The sequence below is a fragment of the Floridaenema fluviatile BLCC-F154 genome (assembly GCF_041929135.1).
GTDB lineage: Bacteria > Cyanobacteriota > Cyanobacteriia > Cyanobacteriales > Aerosakkonemataceae > Floridanema > Floridanema fluviatile.
Map to the genome: position 1 here is coordinate 1 of NZ_JBHFNS010000045.1, position 21,051 is coordinate 21,051.

Annotated in this window: 21 protein-coding genes; 8 read left to right on the plus strand and 13 right to left on the minus strand. The window is 42.3% G+C overall.

Going from position 1 to position 21,051, the window contains the following annotated elements; translation table 11 throughout:
* Window positions 1–108: 108 nt before the first annotated feature.
* The 3 genes from ACE1B6_RS10940 to ACE1B6_RS10950 form a co-directional block, all read right to left on the minus strand.
* Window positions 109–1,134 carry a hypothetical protein gene (locus tag ACE1B6_RS10940; RefSeq protein WP_413257258.1) on the minus strand — a complete coding sequence of 342 codons (1,026 nt, stop codon included), beginning with the start codon at window positions 1,132–1,134 and terminating at the stop codon, window positions 109–111.
* 252 nt (window positions 1,135–1,386) lie between these two features.
* Entirely contained in the window at window positions 1,387–2,289 is a 903-nt protein-coding gene (locus tag ACE1B6_RS10945; RefSeq protein ID WP_413257259.1) for an alpha/beta fold hydrolase, read from the minus strand.
* 58 nt (window positions 2,290–2,347) lie between these two features.
* The gene (locus tag ACE1B6_RS10950) at window positions 2,348–3,052 is read right to left on the minus strand and encodes a phosphoribosyltransferase (RefSeq protein WP_413257260.1); all 705 of its coding nucleotides are present in this window, start codon (window positions 3,050–3,052) and stop codon (window positions 2,348–2,350) included.
* An 85-nt stretch (window positions 3,053–3,137) separates the two neighbouring features.
* On the opposite strand from ACE1B6_RS10950, the gene ACE1B6_RS10955 reads away from it, so the two are divergent.
* On the plus strand, window positions 3,138–3,833 hold the full coding sequence (locus tag ACE1B6_RS10955) for a uracil-DNA glycosylase (RefSeq protein ID WP_413257261.1): 696 nt from the start codon (window positions 3,138–3,140) through the stop codon (window positions 3,831–3,833).
* A gap of 129 nt (window positions 3,834–3,962) precedes the next feature.
* Here the strand turns inward: ACE1B6_RS10955 and ACE1B6_RS10960 are convergent, their stop codons facing one another.
* The 3 genes from ACE1B6_RS10960 to tyrS all read right to left on the minus strand — a co-directional run bounded on the left by ACE1B6_RS10960 (window position 3,963) and on the right by tyrS (window position 6,672).
* Window positions 3,963–4,529 carry a hypothetical protein gene (locus ACE1B6_RS10960; protein WP_413257262.1) on the minus strand — a complete coding sequence of 189 codons (567 nt, stop codon included), beginning with the start codon at window positions 4,527–4,529 and terminating at the stop codon, window positions 3,963–3,965.
* A gap of 188 nt (window positions 4,530–4,717) precedes the next feature.
* On the minus strand, window positions 4,718–5,437 hold the full coding sequence (pyrF, locus tag ACE1B6_RS10965) for an orotidine-5'-phosphate decarboxylase (RefSeq protein WP_413257263.1): 720 nt from the start codon (window positions 5,435–5,437) through the stop codon (window positions 4,718–4,720).
* 2 nt (window positions 5,438–5,439) lie between these two features.
* A complete protein-coding gene (gene tyrS / locus ACE1B6_RS10970; RefSeq protein ID WP_413257297.1) occupies window positions 5,440–6,672 on the minus strand; it encodes a tyrosine--tRNA ligase in 1,233 nt (410 codons plus the stop codon).
* A 345-nt stretch (window positions 6,673–7,017) separates the two neighbouring features.
* Between tyrS and ACE1B6_RS10975 the strand changes: the two genes are divergently transcribed.
* On the plus strand, window positions 7,018–8,934 hold the full coding sequence (locus tag ACE1B6_RS10975) for a transglycosylase domain-containing protein (RefSeq protein ID WP_413257264.1): 1,917 nt from the start codon (window positions 7,018–7,020) through the stop codon (window positions 8,932–8,934).
* 125 nt (window positions 8,935–9,059) lie between these two features.
* On the opposite strand, the gene ACE1B6_RS10980 is transcribed toward ACE1B6_RS10975, so the two are convergent.
* Window positions 9,060–9,383 (minus strand): DUF1825 family protein, encoded by a 324-nt coding sequence (locus ACE1B6_RS10980; RefSeq protein ID WP_413257265.1) that lies wholly within the window; start codon window positions 9,381–9,383, stop codon window positions 9,060–9,062.
* A 321-nt stretch (window positions 9,384–9,704) separates the two neighbouring features.
* Here ACE1B6_RS10980 and ACE1B6_RS10985 point away from each other — a divergent pair, with 321 nt between their 5' ends.
* A complete protein-coding gene (locus ACE1B6_RS10985) occupies window positions 9,705–10,073 on the plus strand; it encodes an NINE protein (RefSeq protein WP_413257266.1) in 369 nt (122 codons plus the stop codon).
* A gap of 66 nt (window positions 10,074–10,139) precedes the next feature.
* A complete protein-coding gene (locus tag ACE1B6_RS10990) occupies window positions 10,140–10,676 on the plus strand; it encodes a helix-hairpin-helix domain-containing protein (RefSeq protein ID WP_413257267.1) in 537 nt (178 codons plus the stop codon).
* A 56-nt stretch (window positions 10,677–10,732) separates the two neighbouring features.
* Here the strand turns inward: ACE1B6_RS10990 and lepB are convergent, their stop codons facing one another.
* Window positions 10,733–11,314, minus strand: coding sequence for a signal peptidase I (gene lepB, locus ACE1B6_RS10995; protein WP_413257268.1), 582 nt, complete (start codon window positions 11,312–11,314; stop codon window positions 10,733–10,735).
* Window positions 11,315–11,619: 305 nt separating this feature from the next.
* Between lepB and ACE1B6_RS11000 the strand changes: the two genes are divergently transcribed.
* Window positions 11,620–11,826, plus strand: a complete 207-nt coding sequence (locus tag ACE1B6_RS11000) for a hypothetical protein (RefSeq protein ID WP_413257269.1) — start codon at window positions 11,620–11,622, stop codon at window positions 11,824–11,826.
* A 154-nt stretch (window positions 11,827–11,980) separates the two neighbouring features.
* On the opposite strand, the gene ACE1B6_RS11005 is transcribed toward ACE1B6_RS11000, so the two are convergent.
* The 3 genes from ACE1B6_RS11005 to rimI all read right to left on the minus strand — a co-directional run bounded on the left by ACE1B6_RS11005 (window position 11,981) and on the right by rimI (window position 16,261).
* Complete coding sequence (locus tag ACE1B6_RS11005) at window positions 11,981–12,811, minus strand: transglutaminase-like domain-containing protein (RefSeq protein ID WP_413257270.1); 831 nt, start codon at window positions 12,809–12,811, stop codon at window positions 11,981–11,983.
* Window positions 12,812–12,937: 126 nt separating this feature from the next.
* Window positions 12,938–15,409, minus strand: coding sequence for an ATP-dependent Clp protease ATP-binding subunit (locus ACE1B6_RS11010; RefSeq protein ID WP_413257271.1), 2,472 nt, complete (start codon window positions 15,407–15,409; stop codon window positions 12,938–12,940).
* A 204-nt stretch (window positions 15,410–15,613) separates the two neighbouring features.
* Window positions 15,614–16,261: a ribosomal protein S18-alanine N-acetyltransferase gene (rimI, locus tag ACE1B6_RS11015; RefSeq protein ID WP_413257272.1), complete on the minus strand. Its 648-nt coding sequence runs from the start codon at window positions 16,259–16,261 to the stop codon at window positions 15,614–15,616.
* Between the two features lie 73 nt (window positions 16,262–16,334).
* On the opposite strand from rimI, the gene lysA reads away from it, so the two are divergent.
* From lysA to ACE1B6_RS11030, 3 genes are all read left to right on the plus strand, one after another.
* A complete protein-coding gene (gene lysA / locus ACE1B6_RS11020) occupies window positions 16,335–17,723 on the plus strand; it encodes a diaminopimelate decarboxylase (RefSeq protein ID WP_413257273.1) in 1,389 nt (462 codons plus the stop codon).
* A gap of 364 nt (window positions 17,724–18,087) precedes the next feature.
* A complete protein-coding gene (gene cdaA, locus ACE1B6_RS11025; protein ID WP_413257274.1) occupies window positions 18,088–19,005 on the plus strand; it encodes a diadenylate cyclase CdaA in 918 nt (305 codons plus the stop codon).
* A gap of 146 nt (window positions 19,006–19,151) precedes the next feature.
* Entirely contained in the window at window positions 19,152–19,901 is a 750-nt protein-coding gene (locus ACE1B6_RS11030) for an isoprenyl transferase (protein WP_413257275.1), read from the plus strand.
* A gap of 78 nt (window positions 19,902–19,979) precedes the next feature.
* Here the strand turns inward: ACE1B6_RS11030 and ACE1B6_RS11035 are convergent, their stop codons facing one another.
* The gene (locus ACE1B6_RS11035; RefSeq protein ID WP_413257276.1) at window positions 19,980–20,252 is read right to left on the minus strand and encodes a DUF3143 domain-containing protein; all 273 of its coding nucleotides are present in this window, start codon (window positions 20,250–20,252) and stop codon (window positions 19,980–19,982) included.
* 58 nt (window positions 20,253–20,310) lie between these two features.
* Complete coding sequence (locus ACE1B6_RS11040) at window positions 20,311–20,886, minus strand: J domain-containing protein (protein ID WP_413257277.1); 576 nt, start codon at window positions 20,884–20,886, stop codon at window positions 20,311–20,313.
* Window positions 20,887–21,051 lie beyond the last annotated feature (165 nt).

The following is a 21,051-nucleotide window of genomic DNA, read 5'->3' on the forward strand; positions in this document are numbered from 1 at the left end:
ATTATCCTTTAACCGTCAGTTCGACGGGGTTAGCCTGTGGAGAATCTAACCAACTTAATGGCGCTGCTATTAAGGATTCTACGAAGCAGGAAGCAAACATCAGTCTACTTAGGTAGATTTGAGTAGGTTTTGCAGAACGGATAATGTACCATCAGCAGCGATCGCAAAACTGAAAGCCGCCACATTCCCGGTGCTCACGGGAATGGCTAACATCACTTTGGTACTTTCCCGTAATAGCTGCATCCCGTCTTCGGTTTGCTGTTCCCGTTGTACGTCGTATTTGGTAGCACTTAAACCGTTAACAACGGTCAGCGTCCCTAAATCTAAGGTACGTTTGATAATCCCTGGAAGGCTACGGGGAATTCGATTATCGTTGGATTCTTCAAAAACGGTGTAATCTTGCACATCAAACAGCCCTTCATCGGACATCAACAATGTGGTTAATTCCACTTTCTTGCTTTGGCTGTTATAGGCAAATATATGCCAGCGAGAAACGTCATTTTCGATAGTGGGAACTAAGACAACGGAAAACCAACCGTTTTGCAGGTTATTGACTACACAAAGTTCTGTAGTAGGCTCGTAGAAAAAGATACCGTTGATATCACGGAAATCTAGGGTATCAATATTCGTGAGTCCACTAGCTCCCTTTTTCATGTTTTTACTGGCTTCGTGCTTCTGGCGACTGCGCTTAAACCGTACTTCTAGCTTACGGTTCAGCTTATTAGTCATGCCATCTAAGACAAATCGGTCTACCAGCAGGGTATTCGATTTGGACTGACGGAACACATAAACGTGACCCAAAGCAGAAATCAGTTGTACAGGTGCTACCGCCGTTTGGTCAAAGGTTTGGTAGCGAGAACGCAGCACAAAAACGCTGGAGTTGCTTGCATCGGTTAATTCTTCAGTTTCTTGGTCAATAACTGATTGATCATCGACTTCATTGGGAAATTCTAACTCTTGCCAGTTTTCCCAACCTGTTCTTTGCTCAGGTGGTGTGTTGAGGTAACTGTCTTCAAATCCATCTTGTTTGACGCTGTACCAAATTTTGCCATCGGTATCGGTCGCAACGATTACCACTTTACCTTCATGGGCGATCGTATTGATATGTTGAAGTTTTTCTTTAGTTAGGTACATATCCTGGTTACTGGTAAGTAATTTTATCTCTCTAAATTAAAAAATTAAAAAAGGAGTTTTTTTGATATTTTTAATAATTCTTAATAGTTTTTCATTTTTCACAAATTTTATATAAAATATAAAATTTGTGAAAAAATAATAAATTAAAAGATCGAATAGAGAAAATAATGATAAAGAAGGTAAAAATGAAGAGTAAATAGAAAACAGGCAATAAAAAACTGGGATTTTGTTATAAAAACCCCAGTTTGTAGATTATTTTTGAGCGATTTTCATTACCCAAATATTGATAATTGAATTTACCCGATCGGGTACTTCATCATGAGGGCAATGTCCAGCTTGGAGAAAATATTCGGTTAAATTAGGATAATAATGACGGAACTTTTGACCTCTTTCTTTGGCATTCATCCAAGGATCGGCTTCTCCCCAAATTAATAATAAAGGACAAGCTAATTCTTTGAGTAAAACGTCAACTTTTTCGCCTTGGCGAGTACTAAAAACTGAAGCAAAAACTTGCGGCGCACCTGGATCGCAAGAAGGACGATAAATTTCTTCTACCAATCTATCGGTAACTGCACTTTTGTCAAGGTAAACTTTTTCCAAAGTTTTGCGAATTATCCAAGGTTGACGGATATATTGAAACAGCAGGAAATTTGCCCAAGATTGGCGGAGTATTGATAATACTAATTCCCCCCAAATTTTTCTGATTAAATCTGGTTCTGGTTGGGGTTCAATTTCTGTAAATGGCCCTGCACTATTGAGTAAAATTACACCTTTAGAGGTGTTGGGGCGTTGGGCGGCGACACACAAAGAAGCATAGCCTCCGAGTGAGTTTCCGGCTAAAACTACGGGTTTGCCAATTACTTCGGTGATAAAATCATGTAGTTGATCGCGCCACAAATCGCCGCTGTAATCCCAATTTGGTTTAGCGGAACGTCCGAATCCTAACAGATCGATCGCCCAAACCTCAAATTCTTCACTCAACCCAATCATATTTTTTCGCCAATGATCGGTGGAAGCACCAAATCCATGAATCAACAGCAACGGAGTCCGATCGGAATGTGATTTTCCTGCCCGGACATAATATACTTGCTGTTGTCGCCATTGCCAATAAGCACCAGGAAGAGAATTTTGTGAGGAAACGAGAGTTGCCGACATTTTTTCCAGAATTATGAGAACCTGGTTAAATATCTTAACAATGTCTGGGGACTGGGGGTTAGGGGTTAGAAGTTAGGGAAGACTTCCCCTGCTCGCTGCTATGATTAACTTTTTGTAAATAAACGATCGCTTCTTCTGTTTCCAGTTGGGGAAACTCTTCATAAAAGCGGCTGACGCTGAGGAAATTTTCGGGTTGCGCTAGGACGATCGCCCGATCGCACCATTCTTGTAACATTTTCATTAAAGCCAAAGGTGCGACTGGAGTAGCAACCCAAACCGCCGCAGGTCTTTTTAAGCGCAAAGAAAGAATCGCCACAGCAATGGTCATCCCTGTAGCAATGCCATCATCGATTAAAATGGCGATCGTACCTTCTGCACTAACATTCGAGCAATAAGGCGCAAATTGTTGCCATTGGGCTTCTGCTTTCGCTTTCGCTTCTTGTAAAGCTAAATTTAAACTGGGATCGCTTTTAATATCATGTAATCTGCTTGACCAAATTACTAAACCATCTGCCGTTACTGCACCAATAGCTAACTCTGGATCTTCTGGACGGGCAATTTTTTTGGCGGTAATAATTTCTAAAGGGCAACCCAGTTTTAAAGCTACTGGGACGGCAACAGGCAAACCACCGCGAGGCAGTGCATAGACAACTGGTGACACAGAAACCCCCGATGCTCTAACTAGGTTGATCTCTGCCTCAATTGCTTCAGCTAACTGCACTCCGGCACTGTTGCGATCGCAAAACAGCACAGAATGTGGCATACTTTTCTCCAGTCAGTTGGCAGTAGAATTGCCTCTATCTTGACCGATAGTATAATTTTGTGCTACTAAAATCTTTTTTTCCGTAATGTCTGACGCAGAACAAGGTAATTTATTCGACCTTTCCAACTTTAGTGCATCTCCCGCTCAACCAGATTTTCCCCCAAATCTGATTCCCACAGATGCCAAAGTTCCTATTCCGCCTGGAACCTACCAAACTATAACCGAGATGGCACAACATTGTAACCATTGCCATCGCTGTGAACTAGGAAATCATCGCACCAATGCAGTAGTTGGGAGAGGCAACCCCCAAGCTGATTTAATGATAATTGGTGAAGCGCCGGGACAAACTGAAGACGAAACGGGATTACCATTTGTCGGTAAAGCTGGGCAATTATTAGAAAAAATCTTAGCTGCCGTACAATTAGACAGTGAAAAAGATGTCTATATTTCCAATATTAATAAGTGCCGACCCCCAGGAAATCGCGTTCCCACAACTGAAGAAATGAACGCTTGTAAACCTTATTTACTAGAACAAATTCGCCTTGTAGATCCGAAAATTATTTTATTAGCTGGGGCTACTGCTGTCAAAGGTTTAACAGGCGAAAAAAAGGGAATTACCAAAATTCGCGGTCAATGGATGGAGTGGGAAAATCGTTTATGTATGCCAATTTTCCATCCTTCTTACTTGTTAAGAAATCCTTCCAGAGAACAAGGCGGTCCTAAGTGGTTAATGTGGCAAGATATCCAAGCTGTCAGAGCGAAATTTGATGAAATTCAATAGTAAGTAGTTGCGCTTCAGCGCCAGTCATATTGTAGGGTGCGTCAGATTTAGATATTTTCCTTTCTACATAGGCTTTACCGTCTGACGCACCCTACTCGTTAATAAGTGATTTAAATGCGTAACAGCTTACTAAGGTTTAATTACTCCTGCACGACAATCTCTTAACCAAATTTGTACAGCTTTTCCAATAATTCCTGTACTACTTTCTCGCGGTGCAGTGGGAGCATTTTGTGAAGGATAAGAGCCTAATTGGGAGTATAACATTACCGATCGCCAACCACTATCACTTTTTACTAAAAACAACCAATGATAATGTTGTAATAAGTCCGATCGATTAGCCAAATATTGTCTTTCTAAAGTAGTGAAAAACACCTGTTTCGGCACAAGTTCGCCCGCAACTGGTGCTGCTGGCTCATAAACACCAGGGCCAAGAGTTAACGGCGCAAATTCTGCTTTTCCAGCTACAATAACATAAGTTCCTGTAGGACTATCGATCGAATTACTTCTACTACTTACCCGATTAGCATAACTAGGTAAATCGCGCAATAATAAATTAGTTAAACTTTCCACATCAGCAGGACAAACGTAATTTTGGCTGTTAGCTGCTGAATTTTCAAATAACACCGAAGTCAGGAAATAAAGGGAACAAAGGAAAAACAAAAAAATTCCCTTTGTTACTAAATTATGACTTCTCATATCATTTCCTATAAATCTATCTACACAGCCAAAATCTTTATATACTATCTGTGTCCATCTGTGTTCATCTGTGGATATCTGTGGTAAAAAAGATTATGCAGTAGACTAAGGAATTATATTGAACCACGAAGACACGAAGGACACGAAGAAAGAAGAAGGAAGAAGAAAGAATTGTCTTGTAATTATGCTTAAGAAGTAGCTAATTCATCGCCAATTTTTGCCCAAGCTTCTTGAGGATTAGTAGCAGCAGTAATCGGGCGACCAATTACTAAGTAATCTGCCCCAGCTTTAATAGCTTCACTAGGCGTAAAAGTCCGACTTTGATCGCCTGTTTCTGCCCATTTGGGGCGCACTCCGGGGCAAACTAAGAGAAATTCGTCGCCGCAAACTTGACGCAGTTGTGCTGCTTCTTGGGGCGAACAAACTGCGCCATCTAAACCAGATTCTTTGGCTAAAACTGCCATTTGTAAAGCATATTCCGGCAATTCAATTGGCACTTTTAAATCAAAAGCTAAATCTCTGGAATTCAAGCTAGTTAATAGGGTAATTGCGATTAGTTTCGGCGGTGGATAACCAACTTCTGCTGCACCTTCAACTAAGGCAGTTTTCGCAGCTTGTAAAGCTTTCCTGCCACAAGTCGCATGAATGGTGAGTAAGTCAACTCCGTATTTTCCGGCGGCGCGACAAGCACCAGCGACGGTGTTAGGAATATCGTGGAATTTCAGGTCTAGAAAAATGCGTTTTTGGCGATTTTTGAGAGTTGGTAGAATTGTTGCACCAGTGCTCACAAATAACTCTAATCCGACTTTCCAAAATTGTACATCAGGGAGTTGGGAAATTAGAGCGATCGCATCCTTCTCCCCAGAAACATCTAAAGGCACAATTACCCTTTCTGCTGCTAACACCATTTTTACTGCACCAGTCGGACAAACTTATTTTTTCCTAACTGCAATACCTTACCATACAAAGACTCAGGAGAATCAAAAGTTAAATTTACATCCGTCTTTTGTTCTCCATCAATTCTGACTCCGCCCCCTTGAATTTGTTTTCGCGCCTCCGAACTACTTTTACACAACCCAGAAGCACTCACAACATAAAAGAACTTCGCCGGAAAATTCACACTTGCCAAAGAAAACTCAGGAACAGTATCAGCTTGGAAAGTTTTCCCTCCCACCAAATTTTCCGCATCCTTTTGCGCCTTTTGCGCCTCTTCTTCACCGTGATATTGCGACACAATATCTAAAGCTAAAAACTTTTGCCTTTCCCTAGCATCACTTGGTAAATTATCCAAAGATTTATCAGTCAACAACTCAAAATAATCTTTTACCAAACTATCAGGAGTTTTTTCCAACTTTGAGTACATCGTTAAGGCATCTTCCCTTAACCCTACATAATTACCCAAAGACTTAGACATCTTTTGTTTACCATCAGTACCCAGCAAAATTGGCATCAACATTCCAAACTGCGGCGTTAAACCAAAATGCCTTTGTAAATCTCTTCCCACCGCAATATTAAACTTTTGGTCAGTACCGCCTAACTCTACATCCGCCTCAACTGCTACTGAATCGTAACCCTGCATTAACGGATAAAGAAATTCATGGAGAAAAATCGGACTTTGCTGCTTGTAGCGCAAATCAAAACCTTCTTTTTCCAACATTTGTCCGACAGTCATTGTTCCCAGCAATTCTAAAATCTTCGCCAAATCGAGTTTAGACAACCACTCCGAGTTGTAGCGAATCTCCAACCGTCCGGGAGTGTCAAAATCTAAAATTGGGCGCACTTGTTCTAAGTAAGTTTGGGCATTTTGCGCCACCTCTTCAGTAGTTAGCTGGCGACGCACTTCCGATTTTCCGGTTGGATCGCCAATTCTGGCGGTAAAATCACCAATAATCAGCACTGCGGTATGTCCAGCATCTTGAAATGCGCGTAACTTACGAACGGGGATACTATGACCTAAATGGATATCAGCGCCAGTGGGGTCGATTCCGAGTTTAACGCGCAAGGGGCGATCGGTTTGTGCTAACCTTTGTGCCAAATTCTCATTCCCATCCTGAGAATCAGCCACATTGGGAAAAATCTCGCTGATCCCACGGTACAGCTTTTGTAAATCTTGGGTAAAGTTAAACGATTTATCAGAGTTCATACTTGCCAAATGTCCAGAGGGTGCTAAACTCACTGGTTGACATTAAAAATAAAATCATCAGCCAGATTCATCTAACCGCAAAACTTGTCAGAATATCAATGCTAACTCAATCCAGCCGCTCTCGACCTCGCCAATTAATACTTCTCCAGAAACAGGAGAACAAATCTTATTTGTGGTAAAGTTTGACCTTGGCAGTGCATAATCAGATCCAATACAAAATGTCACCACTTTGCTGTACTCAATTTAAGTCTTTAAAATAAGGCAGTTATAAGTACTCGGTTATCCAAATCCAGATAAATTATCCAGTTTTATTCACTACTGTCGCGTTGAGGAAGTCAAATCGCCGTGTCGTCTAATACACTCCGACAAAAGCCATCCGGCACTAACGCATCTAGCTTTCAATTTGTGCAGACAATTGCCAAAGTCACTGGTGGCACTCTGTTGAGCGTTACCATGCTAACCACTTCCGTTGTTGCTGGAGGATTGGTTGGTTTGGCGATTAGCTTCCGCAATTTGCCTGATGTCAGGGTTTTACGTAATTACGCCCCTACAGAAACTTCTCACATTTATGACATTAAAGGTAAATGGCTGGCTAGCATTCACGGGGAAGCTAACCGGGAAGTGGTTTCCTTGAATAAAATTTCTCCAGAACTGAAGCGAGCCGTATTAGCAATTGAAGATAGCCATTTTTATCTACATCACGGCATTAACCCTAGCAGTATTGGTCGGGCGTTTAAAGCGAACTGGGAAAGTGGCAATGTGGTAGAAGGTGGTTCTACTCTCACTATGCAGTTGGTGAAAAACGTTTTTCTCTCTCACAAGAAGGCTTTTAGCCGGAAAGTGGCAGAAGCAGTAATGGCTATTCGCTTAGAACAAATTCTCAGTAAAGACCAAATTTTAGAGTTGTATTTAAATCAGGTCTATTGGGGACACAACAATTACGGTATCCAAACTGCGGCAGAAAGTTATTTTAATAAAGATGCGGCTGACTTAACTTTGGCAGAAGCGGCAATGTTGGCGGGTGTGATTCAAGCGCCGGAGGAATACAGCCCGTTTGTTAACTATAGGGTGGCAAAACAGCGTCAGTCTTTGGTTTTGTCCCGGATGCGGGAATTAAATTGGATTACTGCCCAAGAAGAAGCTGCGGCGAGAAAGCAACCTTTAAAGATTGGTAGGGTGAAATCTTTCCAAGGTAGTCAGTTACCTTATGTGACTGATGCAGTGAAGCAAGAGTTAATTCAAAAGTTTGGTCGGGAAACGGTGCAGAAGGGTGGAATGCGGGTGCAAACCACGATCGATATTAATTTTCAGCGGATGGCAGAAAATTTCATCGCTAACGAACATCGCAGATTGCAGCGTCGCGGACTCTGGGGAACAGAGTTAGCACTTGCTGCGGTTGACCCCCGGACTCATTTTATTAAGGCGATGGTTGGTGGTTCTAATTACGAAAAGAGTCAGTTTAACCGTGCTACTCAGGCGAGAAGACAACCTGGTTCTGCTTTTAAGCCGTTTGTTTATTATGTTGCTTTTGCTTCGGGTAAATATACGCCTAGCTCAACTGTTTACGATACTCCAGTCCGTTATCGGGATGGGGTGCGGGGTTATGCGCCGAGAAATTACGATAATAGTTTTGCTGGGCCAATGAGTATTCGGCAAGCTTTAGCGGTATCGCGTAACGTTCCCGCTGTGAAGATGGGACGGGCTGTTGGTTTGGATAAGGTGGTGGAAATTTGCCGGATTTTGGGAATTAAAAGCCCGATGGAACCTGTGATTTCTTTGCCTTTGGGGGCGATCGGCTTGTCACCAATGGAAATGGCTTCTGCTTATGCAACTATTGCTAATAATGGTTGGCAGTCGGATACTACTTTAATCGTGCAGGTGACTGATTCGCAGAATAATATGATTTTAGATAATACTCCGAAACCTAAGTTAGTTCTCGATCCTTGGGCTGCTGCTTCTACTACTAGTATTATGCAATCGGTAATTAATGGTGGTACGGCAAAAAATGCTAGTATCGGTCGTCAGGCTGCGGGAAAAACTGGTACTACTTCTTCGGAAAAGGATGTTTGGTTTGTGGGTTTTGTTCCTCAGCTGTCTGTGGCGGTTTGGATTGGTCGGGATGATAACCGACGCTTAGCTTCTGGTGTCACGGGTGGTGGGTATGCGGCACCGATTTGGCGAAACTTTATGAATCGGGCTTTGAATGATGTACCTGTAGAGTATTTTGTCTCACCTTCTAAATTTAAACGTCCGCGTCGTTAGATTTAAAGGTTTGATGAGGGAAAAGTTAAAGGGTAGAGGGAAAGGAAATATTTAATGCCCTTTGCTGCTTTTCCCTATCAAGCTGATCGTTTGGATTAACCTCGTTGTCAAAGTGACAAGATTGGTTAGGGTTGTTTGTCTAATTCGGATTTCATTCGTTCTAGGGTGAGGTGCATTTGGTCGAACATTTGCTGAGGTGTAATCCCAAATTGATTTAGCTGGGTTTTTAGTTGTTGCATGGTCATTTGAGCCATGAAGTCCTCAGATAGTTCAAAGCGTTTCATAAATATCCGGTAGCGTTCCATGAGTGCTTCCCATTGTTCTATGAATAGCTTTTTGCCCTCGCGATCGAATTTTCCGTAGTTTCCCCCGATTTGAATCAGGGATTGATATTCTTCCGATAGTTGTTTTAGTTCTTGTTGAACGATCTCAGAGTCAAAAAATCCCATTTTGTTAATTAAACTGAACTTTTTAATTCAGTAAGTCGTGTTATTAGTGGTGTTCCTATTTTAGTCCAGGCGGGATTGGTAATTCAAACTCGATCCTGGGCTATTTAACTGTAATTTACTCGATCGGATTCTGTTTGCCTATCAATTTTCGGGTAATTTGGAATTAGCAAGTGGGAAAAGCCGAACAGTTGAGGCTGTGATTAATACAAACTAATATTATAAATACAGATGAGTAGTTGATTAGGTGTCAAAATTTTTAATTACTATTGTGGCTAAGTTTGGCAAAATAACGTTTTTACTTGTTGAGGGTTGAGGGATATTATGCTAAGTAGACCGAAAAGTCGAAAGGTAGCGGCAATTCTGGCATTTAGTGGAACTTTTGTTCCGGTTTCGGGACTGCATAAGTTTTATTTGGGACAGCCGCTTTGGGGTGTTTTATATTTGTTGCTATCTTGGACTCCCATACCTCGTGTGGCGAGTGCGATCGAAGGTTTTTGGTATTTAGTCCAAGATGCGGAAGAGTTCGATCGCAATTTTAATGCAGATTCGGTTGTTACTTTCAAATCTACTGTGGCTCCGCAAAATGTCAATGCTCTGGCTGATGCTTTACGCCAATTAGAAAGTCTTCGTCAAGAAGGATTAATTTCTGAGTATGAATTTGAACAAAAACGCCGACAGTTACTTAAGTGATGAGTTTTCATTTTTCAGTTTTCAGTTATTAATTCAAATCTCAAATCAATTAGAGGTAAAGAACTGATGGCTTTAGAAAATTTATGGAATTCTCTAAGTCGTGGAATGTCAATTCGTACTCGATTATTACAAGATCCTTATTATCGGTTTCAGTCGCTGCAAGAAGTTGCTTTAGCGGCAAGTTTGGGAATTAAAATTGATGTGAATCAAGCGACTGTTGATGATTGGTTAAGATTACCTGGGTTGTCTATTCATCAAGCGCGATCGCTTGTGGAACTTAGCCACAATGGAGTAGAATTTCACTGCTTGGAAGATATTGCTGCTGCTTTAGGTTTGCCAATCCAAAGATTACAACCTTTCGCACCTATTTTGCAATTTTGTTATTACGATCTGGAAAGCATTTATTCCCCACAAACAATTAATCCTAATACTGCAACTGTGGAAGTCTTAAATAATATCCCAGGTATCGATCGTACTTTGGCTAATCAAATTGTGGCAAATCGAGAATCTTCCGGCTTGTACCGCAGTTTGGTAGATCTACAAAATCGCCTGTCTTTACCTAGCGAATTAATTGGTCAGTTAATGCACTATTTTCGCTTTTAAGTCATTGGTCAAAATGTTCGCAAATGACAATTGACAAATGACCTAAATGACAAAAATTACTTTTTAGTCACAAACCCAACCCGGTCAAAAGGCCAAAAACGAAACCAAGCGCGACCAATAATATTTTCTCTGGGTAAAAATCCCCAAATATGGGAATCATTACTATTATTGCGATTATCTCCCATGACGAATACTTGATTTTCTGGAACTTGTTTTGGTCCCCAACGATAATCAGGTGATTCCGCGATATAATCTTCTGTGAGGGGTTTGTTATTAATATAAACTTTGCCGTTAGCGACGCTGATAGTTTGCCCAGATTGACCAATTACTCGTTTGATAAATGCTTGGTCTTTAGCATAACCTTGAATTTGTAATTGGGTGGGTGGTTCAAAAACTACGATATCGCCTGTTTCCGGTGGATGAAAGCGATAGGAAATTTTTTCTACAACTAAGCGATCGCCTAATTGCAAAGTCGGGATCATTGAATCCGAAGGAATGAAGCGCGGTTCTGCAATGAAAGTGCGAATTAACAATGCTAATACTAAAGCTATTGCTAGAATTAGCAAGTTTTCCTTCGTTTGTCGCCACGCCGACAATTTAGCCGGAGAATCTTTCAAGTTTTGGTCTTTATACTCCATAAATGTTATTTATGATACAGCAAACAAATCTTCTTTTCCACTAAAGATATAGAGCTATCTTGCTCAAGTAACAATTGCTTCCCAGTTTCATTCTCAAGATAGATGAAAGTGAGTAAACTATGGTACTACAAAGAGTCCCATTAAGCTTGAGAAATCATCCTTAGCGTAGAGAATTCTCGTAATCAGATGATAATGAATTTATCACAATTTAGTTGCGGGAAACATCACAAGAAGTTAAGGAGTCATACTAATTAGATTAACAATGCTTTCATATTCAATTTTTGGTTCTTTTTTGAGGAGGTGCTATGATTCTGATCCGTGATGTGGTACAACAAGCGTTAACAACTGGCTATTTAACTATAGAATCTGAAAATTTACTGCGACAACTTTTATGCCAAAAGTATGAGTCGGAAGACTTTAATGCTTTTCTAAAGTTACAATTAGCAGCTATGGCTGGTTATGTTAAGCAAGAGTCTCGCGAGTTAGTTCAAGTTAAAAATTGCGCTTATTAGTTTTTTTTACTAGCTAAGTAGTAATTTATTTGAGCAAGAAATCATCAGGTTGCGTTTTCATCTATTGAAATTTCATACGGCACGCTAGGCGTATCGCCTGCGGCACGCTAGGCGATACGTCAGAGAACAAGCTATGCGATATGCCTACGGCAGGCTAAGCCAACGCAATTGCCTCATCTGTATTAACAGACGATTTCTCTTCGGAAACTCGGTCTACAAAAATATTCATTGTTTCTAAGTTTACTGAACCAAAAATAGTGGCAACAGAAACATCCGCCGCATCTCTACCCGTACCAACGCGAATAAAACCCTCTTTTGGGGCTAATCTTGTGGCATCAAATAAGTACCAGCGATCGCCCAAATAAGCCTCAAAAACTGCATGAAAATCTTGCGGTTCTAACTGATAAGCATACACGCTAACAAACCGTGCTGGAATATTTAAAGCCCGACAAAAACCCACACCCAAATGAGCAAAATCTCGACAAACACCTGCCCTTTGCATTGCTGTTTCATAAGCCGAAGTTTGGGAATCGCTACTCCCCGAAAGATAGGTCACCTTGTCATAAATCCAATCACAAATTGCCGCTACCCTAGAATAACCAGGTTCTAAATCATTAAACTCGCTTTGCACCAACCCAAACAACATATCTGATTGACAATAACGACTGGGATAAAGATATTGAAAAGTCTCCATTGGCAATTCTGCTGGCGGTACTTCTGCAATAGTTTTGCGATCGATCAAAAAATGCGACAAATCTACAGTTGCTTGATAATTTACCTTCAACTTACCTACGGGTGCCACTAAGCGAACATAGCGATTTCCATTATCATCAATAGTCAATTCATCAAAGTCTATTTGGGGATCGAGTTGTAACTCTTCAGCAATAATCTTTTGAAAATCATTTCTCACCACCTGCACGTTAAAAATAAAAGTGCTGGGTTGATCGATCGTATAAACTAAGTCCGAACCTACTTTATATTTCATTGATTTATCCTGTAATTTGACTTTAATTATCTTCTTAACTAAGAGAAAAACGGCAGAATTTAATCCTACCGTTTTTCCCTAAAATTTAAATTTTAAGTCTTGAGTTCCTAACTGAAAACTCAAAACTTATTCAGCAACTTGGGGTAGCAACTCTCGTCTTTCCCCTGGACGGACTTTCACCTGACCTTGGTCATCCACATCGACAATTACTGTATCGCCGTTTTGAATGCGTCCAGAAAGGATTTCCTCAGCCAAGCTATCCTCTAACAACCGCATAATGGCGCGGCGTAAAGGTCTAGCACCATAGCTGGGGTTGTAACCTTCCTGTACCAAGCGGTCTTTGAAAGCTTCGGTTACTTCTAAAGTAATCTCTTGTTCCAACAGACGACCGAATACTTCCTTAAGCATGATATCGGCAATTTCCTTAACTTCATCCTTAGAAAGTTGCCGGAAGACAATAATTTCATCCAAACGGTTGAGGAATTCTGGACGGAAGTATTGCTTCAGTTCTTCATTCACCAAAGAACGAATTCGGTTGTATTGCGCTTCATTTTCATTACTAGAGAACTCGAAGCCCAAGGAACCGCCGCCTTTTTCAATGACTTTAGAACCGATGTTGGAAGTCATGATCAGTAAGGTGTTCTTGAAGTCTACCGTCCGACCTTTGGCATCAGTCAAACGACCATCTTCCAAGATTTGCAGCAGCATATTGAATACATCGGGGTGGGCTTTTTCGATTTCGTCGAAAAGTACCACGGTGTAAGGACGACGACGTACTGCTTCGGTTAATTGTCCGCCTTCGTTGTAACCTACGTAACCTGGAGGAGAACCAATTAACTTGGAAACGGTGTGCCGTTCCATGTATTCCGACATATCCAAGCGGATCATTGCTTCTTCGGAACCAAAGAAGTAGGATGCTAGAGCTTTGGCTAACTCAGTTTTACCTACGCCAGTGGGTCCAGAGAACACAAAGCTAGCGATCGGACGATTGGGATTTTTCAATCCAACTCTAGCCCGACGGATCGCCCGTGAAACTGCCGTTACTGCTTCTTCCTGACCAATCAAACGTTGGTGCAGAGTATCTTCCATGTGCAGTAATTTCTCAGACTCAGACTCAGTGAGTTTATTCACTGGCACACCAGTCCAAGAAGCGACAATTTGAGCAATGTCTTCTTCGGTAACTACTGGTGCAACATCCTTATCGGAAGCATCAGTAGTCTTTTTGTTTTGGGAAATTGAGCGAATTTGGCTCTTAATTTCCATTTCCCGATCGCGTAACTCACCCGCCCGGTCAAAGTCTTGGGATCTCACTGCATCGTCTTTTTCCTTAAGAACTTGACGCAGTTCTTTATCCAATTCTTTTGCAGCTGGTGGTAGTTGCGAGTTGATCAAGCGCACTCTCGAACCTGCTTCATCAACCAAATCGATCGCCTTATCTGGCAAGAATCGATCGGAGATATAGCGATCGGATAACTTTGCCGCTGCGACGATCGCTTCATCCGAGATCTTCAGTTTATGGTGTTGCTCGTAGCGTTCGCGCAAACCGTAGAGAATCTCAATAGTTTCCTCTACAGATGGCTCGCCCACCATTACTGGTTGGAAGCGTCTTTCTAGAGCCGCATCTCTTTCAATATGCTTGCGATACTCATCTAAAGTAGTAGCACCGATGCACTGGAGTTCGCCCCTAGCTAAAGCAGGTTTGAGAATATTTGCCGCATCGATCGCACCCTCTGCCGCACCCGCCCCAATCAGAGTATGTACCTCATCTATAACTAAGATGACATTCCCCGCCGAGCGGATTTCGTCCATAATCTTTTTCAAGCGTTCTTCAAATTCACCTCGATACTTCGTACCTGCGACCAGCAAGCCAATATCGAGAGTGACCACCCGCTTATCTTCTAGGATATCTGGCACATCGGCGTTAGCGATCCTTTGGGCTAGACCTTCGGCGATCGCTGTTTTACCAACACCAGGTTCCCCGATTAATACAGGATTATTCTTAGTCCGCCGACCCAGAATTTGGATCACCCGTTCAATTTCCCGTTGGCGACCCACCACCGGATCGAGCTTACCCTCCCCAGCCATCTGAGTTAGATTCGAGCCAAACTCATCCAAAGTCGGAGTTTTTGTCCGACCTTGACTTACACCTGGGGTAACTTCGGTATTTTCACCCAACATCCGAATGACTTGGGTGCGAACCTTCGATAAATCAACACCTAGATTTTCCAGTACTCTTGCTGCCACCCCTTCCCCTTCCCGGATCAGACCTAAAAGGAGATGCTCAGTGCCAATGTAGTTATGCCCTAGTTGACGAGCCTCTTCTAGGGATAACTCCAGAACGCGCTTAGCTCTAGGGGTGAATGGTATTTCTACTGCAACAAAACCAGAACCTCTACCGATAATTTTCTCTACTTCAATACGAGCGTCTTTCAAATTAACGCCCATCGATTTTAGTACCTTGGCGGCGACACCTGTCCCCTCACCAATCAGACCTAATAAGATCTGTTCTGTACCTACAAAGTTGTGTCCCAGGCGACGTGCTTCTTCCTGGGCCAGCATGATCACTTTAATGGCTTTTTCTGTAAAGCGTTCAAACATGGCAGCTTTCCATCACCTGCTGAGTCCCGGTAGGTTGATTCTAGCATAGTGATTCTGGAGGGCTGTGATTATTTCTGAGAAATCACCCCTTAAAATTCTCATTTTTATTGATAAAAAGTTGGCAATTTTTCATTTGCCAACCCAATTAGGCATTTACAACATCTAACTTTTCCCTTTACTAACTCTTAATTTTTTTGCTGTTAATCAGCAATTTCTCTCATCTATAATTCCCAACAATTCCCAACGCTCCGCAGCCAGACGCGATCGAACTTGCTGTTCCCACTGGCTCAAAGCCTGTGTAAATTCAGGATATTGCAAGCCACTCAGCCAAAGAATTAAAGCATCTTCACCTGTATCTTGATAGTATCTGCGTCGCCTTCCAGCTACTTGAAAGCCAAACTTTTGGTAAAGAGAGATGGCTGGCTGATTGGACGCTTTTACTTCTAAGGTGGCTCTTTCTAACCCTCGTTGTCTGGCTCTAGACAACAAAGCTAGGAGCATCGCCTGACCTAAACCTTGATGTTGGTAGTCGGGACGGACAGCCACAATTGTAATGTGTGCCTCATCTAAAATAGCCCACTGGCAACCGATTGCCAAGAGTGGGGGACTGGGGACTAGGGACTGGGGACTAGGGGAATCTTTACTTTCTGCTCCTCTGCTCCTCTGCTCCTCTGCTCCCTGGCTTCCCTGCTCTGCTTCTAAAATTAACAATACGTCACTATTAGGGCTGTCTAACTCTCTTTGGTAGCCGTCTTGAGTCCAGAGTCCACCAGGGAAACATTTTTGGTCTAGTTCAACGACTTTTGGTAGTAAGTCTGGGGTTAAAGGTTGAATCGTTAATATATGTGTCAAGGTCCGATCGTAAACTATTAAAGTGAAGCACTTAAGCTTGTTAATTTGAATTTTTTAGGATCACTCCCTCACTATGGTATCAACTCACTCTGCTGGGATTCGCGATTCTGGTTCTCAGTATTTTTCTGACTCTAGGAGTGCTACTGCTTCGCCAAATCAGGAACTTTTACCTTTAACAGCTAAGGTCAATAGTAGTGACTGTTTGGAAATTGGTGGCTGCGATGTCACTTCTTTGGTGGCACAATTTGGTTCACCGCTTTACATTTTAGATGAAGAAACTCTCTTAACTGCTTGTCGTCAGTACCGCGATAGTTTTAAAAGTTACTATCCTGGGGAATCTCAGGTAGTTTATGCTTCTAAAGCTTGGAATTGTTTGGCGGTTTGTGCGATCGTCCACAGCGAAGGTTTAGCTGTCGAGGTAGTATCTGGAGGGGAACTCTACACTGCGCTTCAGGCTGGTGTGGCTCCCGAAAAGTTGTATTTTCATGGCAATAATAAGTCAGTTCAGGAATTAGAGTTAGCGATCGCATCTAAATGCACAATTATCGTCGATAATTGGTTAGAGTTGGAAACTTTGGCGAGTTTAGCAGCAAAAGAATTGCCAACACCAATTATGCTGCGGCTAACTCCGGGGATCGAATGTCATACTCACGAATATATCCGCACTGGTCACTTAGATAGTAAGTTTGGCTTCGATCCGCATCAAATCGATCGAGTATTGAGCTTTCTCAGCAAAAATCCGCAACTTAAATGTATAGGATTACACGCTCACATTGGTTCGCAAATTTTTGAACTGCAACCGCATCAAGATTTACCAGGGGTAATGGTAGAGTGGCTGAAAAAAGCAGCTGACTATGGTTTACCAGTAACTCATTTAAATATTGGTGGTGGTTTAGGGATTCGCTACAGGGAAGCAGACGATCCCCCAAGTATTACTGAGTGGTCGAAGGTGGTTTGTGAAGCGGTAACGGCTGCTTGTGAAGCGCAACAAGTACCTCTGCCCAAATTAATGTGTGAGCCGGGACGTTCTTTAATTGGTTCGGCTTGTGTGACAGCTTATACTATTGGCAGTCGGAAAGAAGTGCCGGAAATTCGCACTTATATTTCTGTAGATGGGGGAATGTCAGATAATCCTCGCCCGATTACTTATCAATCAGTTTACCGAGCCGTGGTTGCCAATCGGATGTCTCTGCCTTTGCAGGAAACGGTGACTGTGGCTGGGAAACATTGTGAGTCGGGAGATATCTTGATTAAAGATATTTCTTTGCCACCAACTCAACCGGGAGATATTTTGGTAGTGCCCAGTACAGGTGCTTACAATTACAGCATGGCTTCTAACTATAACCGAGTGCCGCGTCCGGCAGCGGTTTTAGTGAAAGATGGGGAAGCGAATGTGATTATTCGGCGAGAAACTTATCAGGATTTGGTAAGATGCGATCGCCTCCCAGAAAGACTAAGCTAAAAGCTAGCTAGTTAATGGGCGATCGAAGCAGGGGAGCAGGAGAACAGGGAAACAGGGGAAAATTTTAAATTTCACCTTTACCCTTTCACCTTTCTTCTGTCTGCCAAAATATTGAATTTTGAATTAAATACTTTTTAGCTCGAAAAGCAATATTTATCTCAAGCGGTGAAAAGTTTTTTTTAGCGATTTCAGTGAAAAAACCAATTAAAATTAAATGGAAAATCTGAGAATTTTTAATCCAGTGATTCCATTGGTAATAATTGAAATTATGATAAAACTAAATTCTTTTTGGTTAAAGTCTCGTTCAGCTTAACTGATATGGTAAGAGCGAGGGCAGTTGTAGAGTAAATTTATTCCAGAACTGATGGGAGATACGCTACGCAAATGGCTGACCGACCCTAGTTGGGTTCTACGTTTAGTTGATGTGGGGTTGGTTCTGGCTCTCACCTATATGGTGCTGGTCATCATTGGTGAGCGACGCACCCTTTGGGTGGTTAGGGGATTTATTATCCTGATGTTGGCTAGTGTTTTAAGCAAAAGCCTAGACCTGTATCTGTTGAGTTTTGTTCTGGATAAATTAGTGGTTGGTTCGGCTGTGGCGATGGCTGTGATCTTCCAGTCGGAGTTTCGCAGATTTTTAGAACAGCTAGGTCGGGGGAAAATTTTGGAATTATTTAGTCACCCTGGTCGAGTTATGCCGAAGCAGGACAGCGTAACTGATGAAATTGTTGATGCGGTGAAAGAACTGTCTCAAAACCGGATTGGGGCGCTAATCATAATGGAAACTAGTAGTCCAATTGATGAGCAGGATTTTTCGGTGCCTGGAGTTAAGCTGAATGCGGAGGTATCTAAGGAACTGTTACAGACGATTTTCCAACCTTCAACTTTATTACATGATGGGGCAGTTTTAGTGGCTGGTTCGCAAATTGTGGCCGCTGGGGTAATTTTACCTCTTTCGGAACGAACGGCATCTCGGCAGTTGGGGACGCGCCACCGGGCGGCGATGGGAATTACGGAGCGAGTCGAAAATTGTTTGTGTATTGTTGTATCTGAAGAAACGGGGTCAATTTCTTTAGCGGAAAAGGGAGTCCTGAATCGACCTTTAACCAGCAGTAAACTGAAGGAAATTCTGGAGTCGCGCTTTTCTCCATCTAAGGAGGGAGAGGTGGTTCATTCACTCCGGGATCAAATACTTGATTTAGTTCGCGGAATGGGTTCTGGTGGACAGGCGCTGTCTAGGCGTTTATTGGGTAGGCGGTCAAGTTCACGGGATAAGAAATGACTTGTCAGTGAGGGAAAATAGGAGCAAGCTATTTAATGTAATGATGTGACGATCGAACCTGATACTTCTTAGATGCTAAAAATTAACTGAATTGAAACTGTTCCTGAGATTGAAAAACTAACGCATTCTAGATTTATAAAGTTTATATGACTGCCAAACAAACTGTTTTAAAATATTTGCCAGATGATTTAGAACCTGAGAGATTGCCCAGGCACGTAGCAGTAATTATGGATGGTAATGGACGCTGGGCGAAACAGCAGGGTTTACCGCGAATTATGGGGCATAGGCGAGGGGTTGATGCGCTGAAGGATTTGTTGCGCTGTTGTAAGGATTGGGGTATTGAGGCGTTAACTGCTTATGCGTTTTCGACGGAGAATTGGGGGCGACCTTTAGAGGAAGTTGATTTTTTGATGACTTTGTTTGAGCGGGTTTTGCGTCAAGAATTGCGGGAAATGATGCAGGAGAATGTGCAAATTCGCTTTGTGGGAAATTTGAATTCTTTGCCATCTTCGTTGCAAGCTGAGATTGAGCGATCGATGGCTGAAACTAAAGAGAATCAAGGAATTAAGTTTACGGTGGCGACAAATTATGGGGGAAGGGAGGAAATTTTACAGGCTTGTCGAGCGATCGCTAATCAAGTTAAACAAGGTACTTTAAATCCTGAAGAAATCGATCGATCTTTGTTTGAAAGTCATCTTTATACGGCGGGAATTTGCGATCCCGATTTATTAATTCGGACTAGTGGTGAAATGCGAATTAGTAATTTTCTGCTTTGGCAAATGGCTTATGCGGAAATTTATATTACTCAAACTCTTTGGCCTGATTTTGACCGGAAGGAGTTTCATCAAGCTTTGTCTGCTTATCAAAGGCGCGATCGACGTTTTGGTAAAGTCTAAAAACTTAGGTTCGTAGTAGGGACTTTAGTCCTTCTCTTGGACTAAATAAACGACTAAAGTCGCTACTACGAACTGATTTTACGGGCCTGAGAAAACTGCTTCTTCAATGTCGCGGCGACTCAGGGAATATTTGAAAGAACGTTGAATATCTTGACCATTTTCCCCAGCGTTAAGATAACGAACTGTTATTTGGTCGATATCTAACCACAGTTCGGCTTTCCAGGCGGGTTTTTCGACTCGCCAACAATGCAGTTCTGTTTCGTCCTGTTGACATCCTTGCGCTTTTAACCATTGTTCTATTTCTGGTAAAGGATGGTTATACAAGGGAGTTTCTGGAGGAGGAATCGTCATAGTTTAATAAGTTAAAGGTGAGGAAATAGTTAACCTTCTCTTATTATTTTTACGTTTATTAGCTCAGTGGTGGTGCATTGTGAACTGGGAATGAACTTATTGGGGTGGGGGTGAGTTGTTTGAGTATGGTTTGATTTTCTTTGACTATTGGCTGTAATGCTGACTCGCCACGGGTTAAGGCGACGACGAAGGCTAGGGCTAAACAGCCAATGAAGGTTAAAACGAGAAGAAATAAGGCGAAAATTTCTCCTCCGTCGAGGGGTCTGTCTGTGGGGTCGAGGTAGGCGGAGGAGGAATGGGTTTTTTGGGCAACTGGTTGGTGTAGGTTTGGCTTTGGCTGAACTACGGCGACGCGAGAGTAGCCTATTTGGTAGTCGTAGGTTAGTCGGCGTTCGGGGTTGCTGAGGGTGGCGTAGGCTTCGTTGAGTTGTTGAAATTTGTTGGTGGCGATCGCTTTTGGTAAATTCGTCGTGTCAGGATGGTAGCGTTTGCTTAATTCTCGGTAAGCCCGTCTAATTTCTACAGGCGATGCGGCAGGATGCAGCCCTAGTAAGCCGTAATAACTCGATTTTATGCGCTCTTTGGTGGAAACGCTGGTTTGATTTTGGTTTTCTGTCGCCCTGTTGCTAGTCACCTCTGCTTCCCCCTGACTAGTTGTGAAAGTTTATCGACTATTTTAGCGATACTTCCGCTTAAAGTTATGCAGTCAGACTAACCATCGAATCTTGGACTGTATTTTAGCCTTTATTCGATTGACAAATAAAAGAAAGATGAAGTTTTGGTAAAATTGAGTTACATT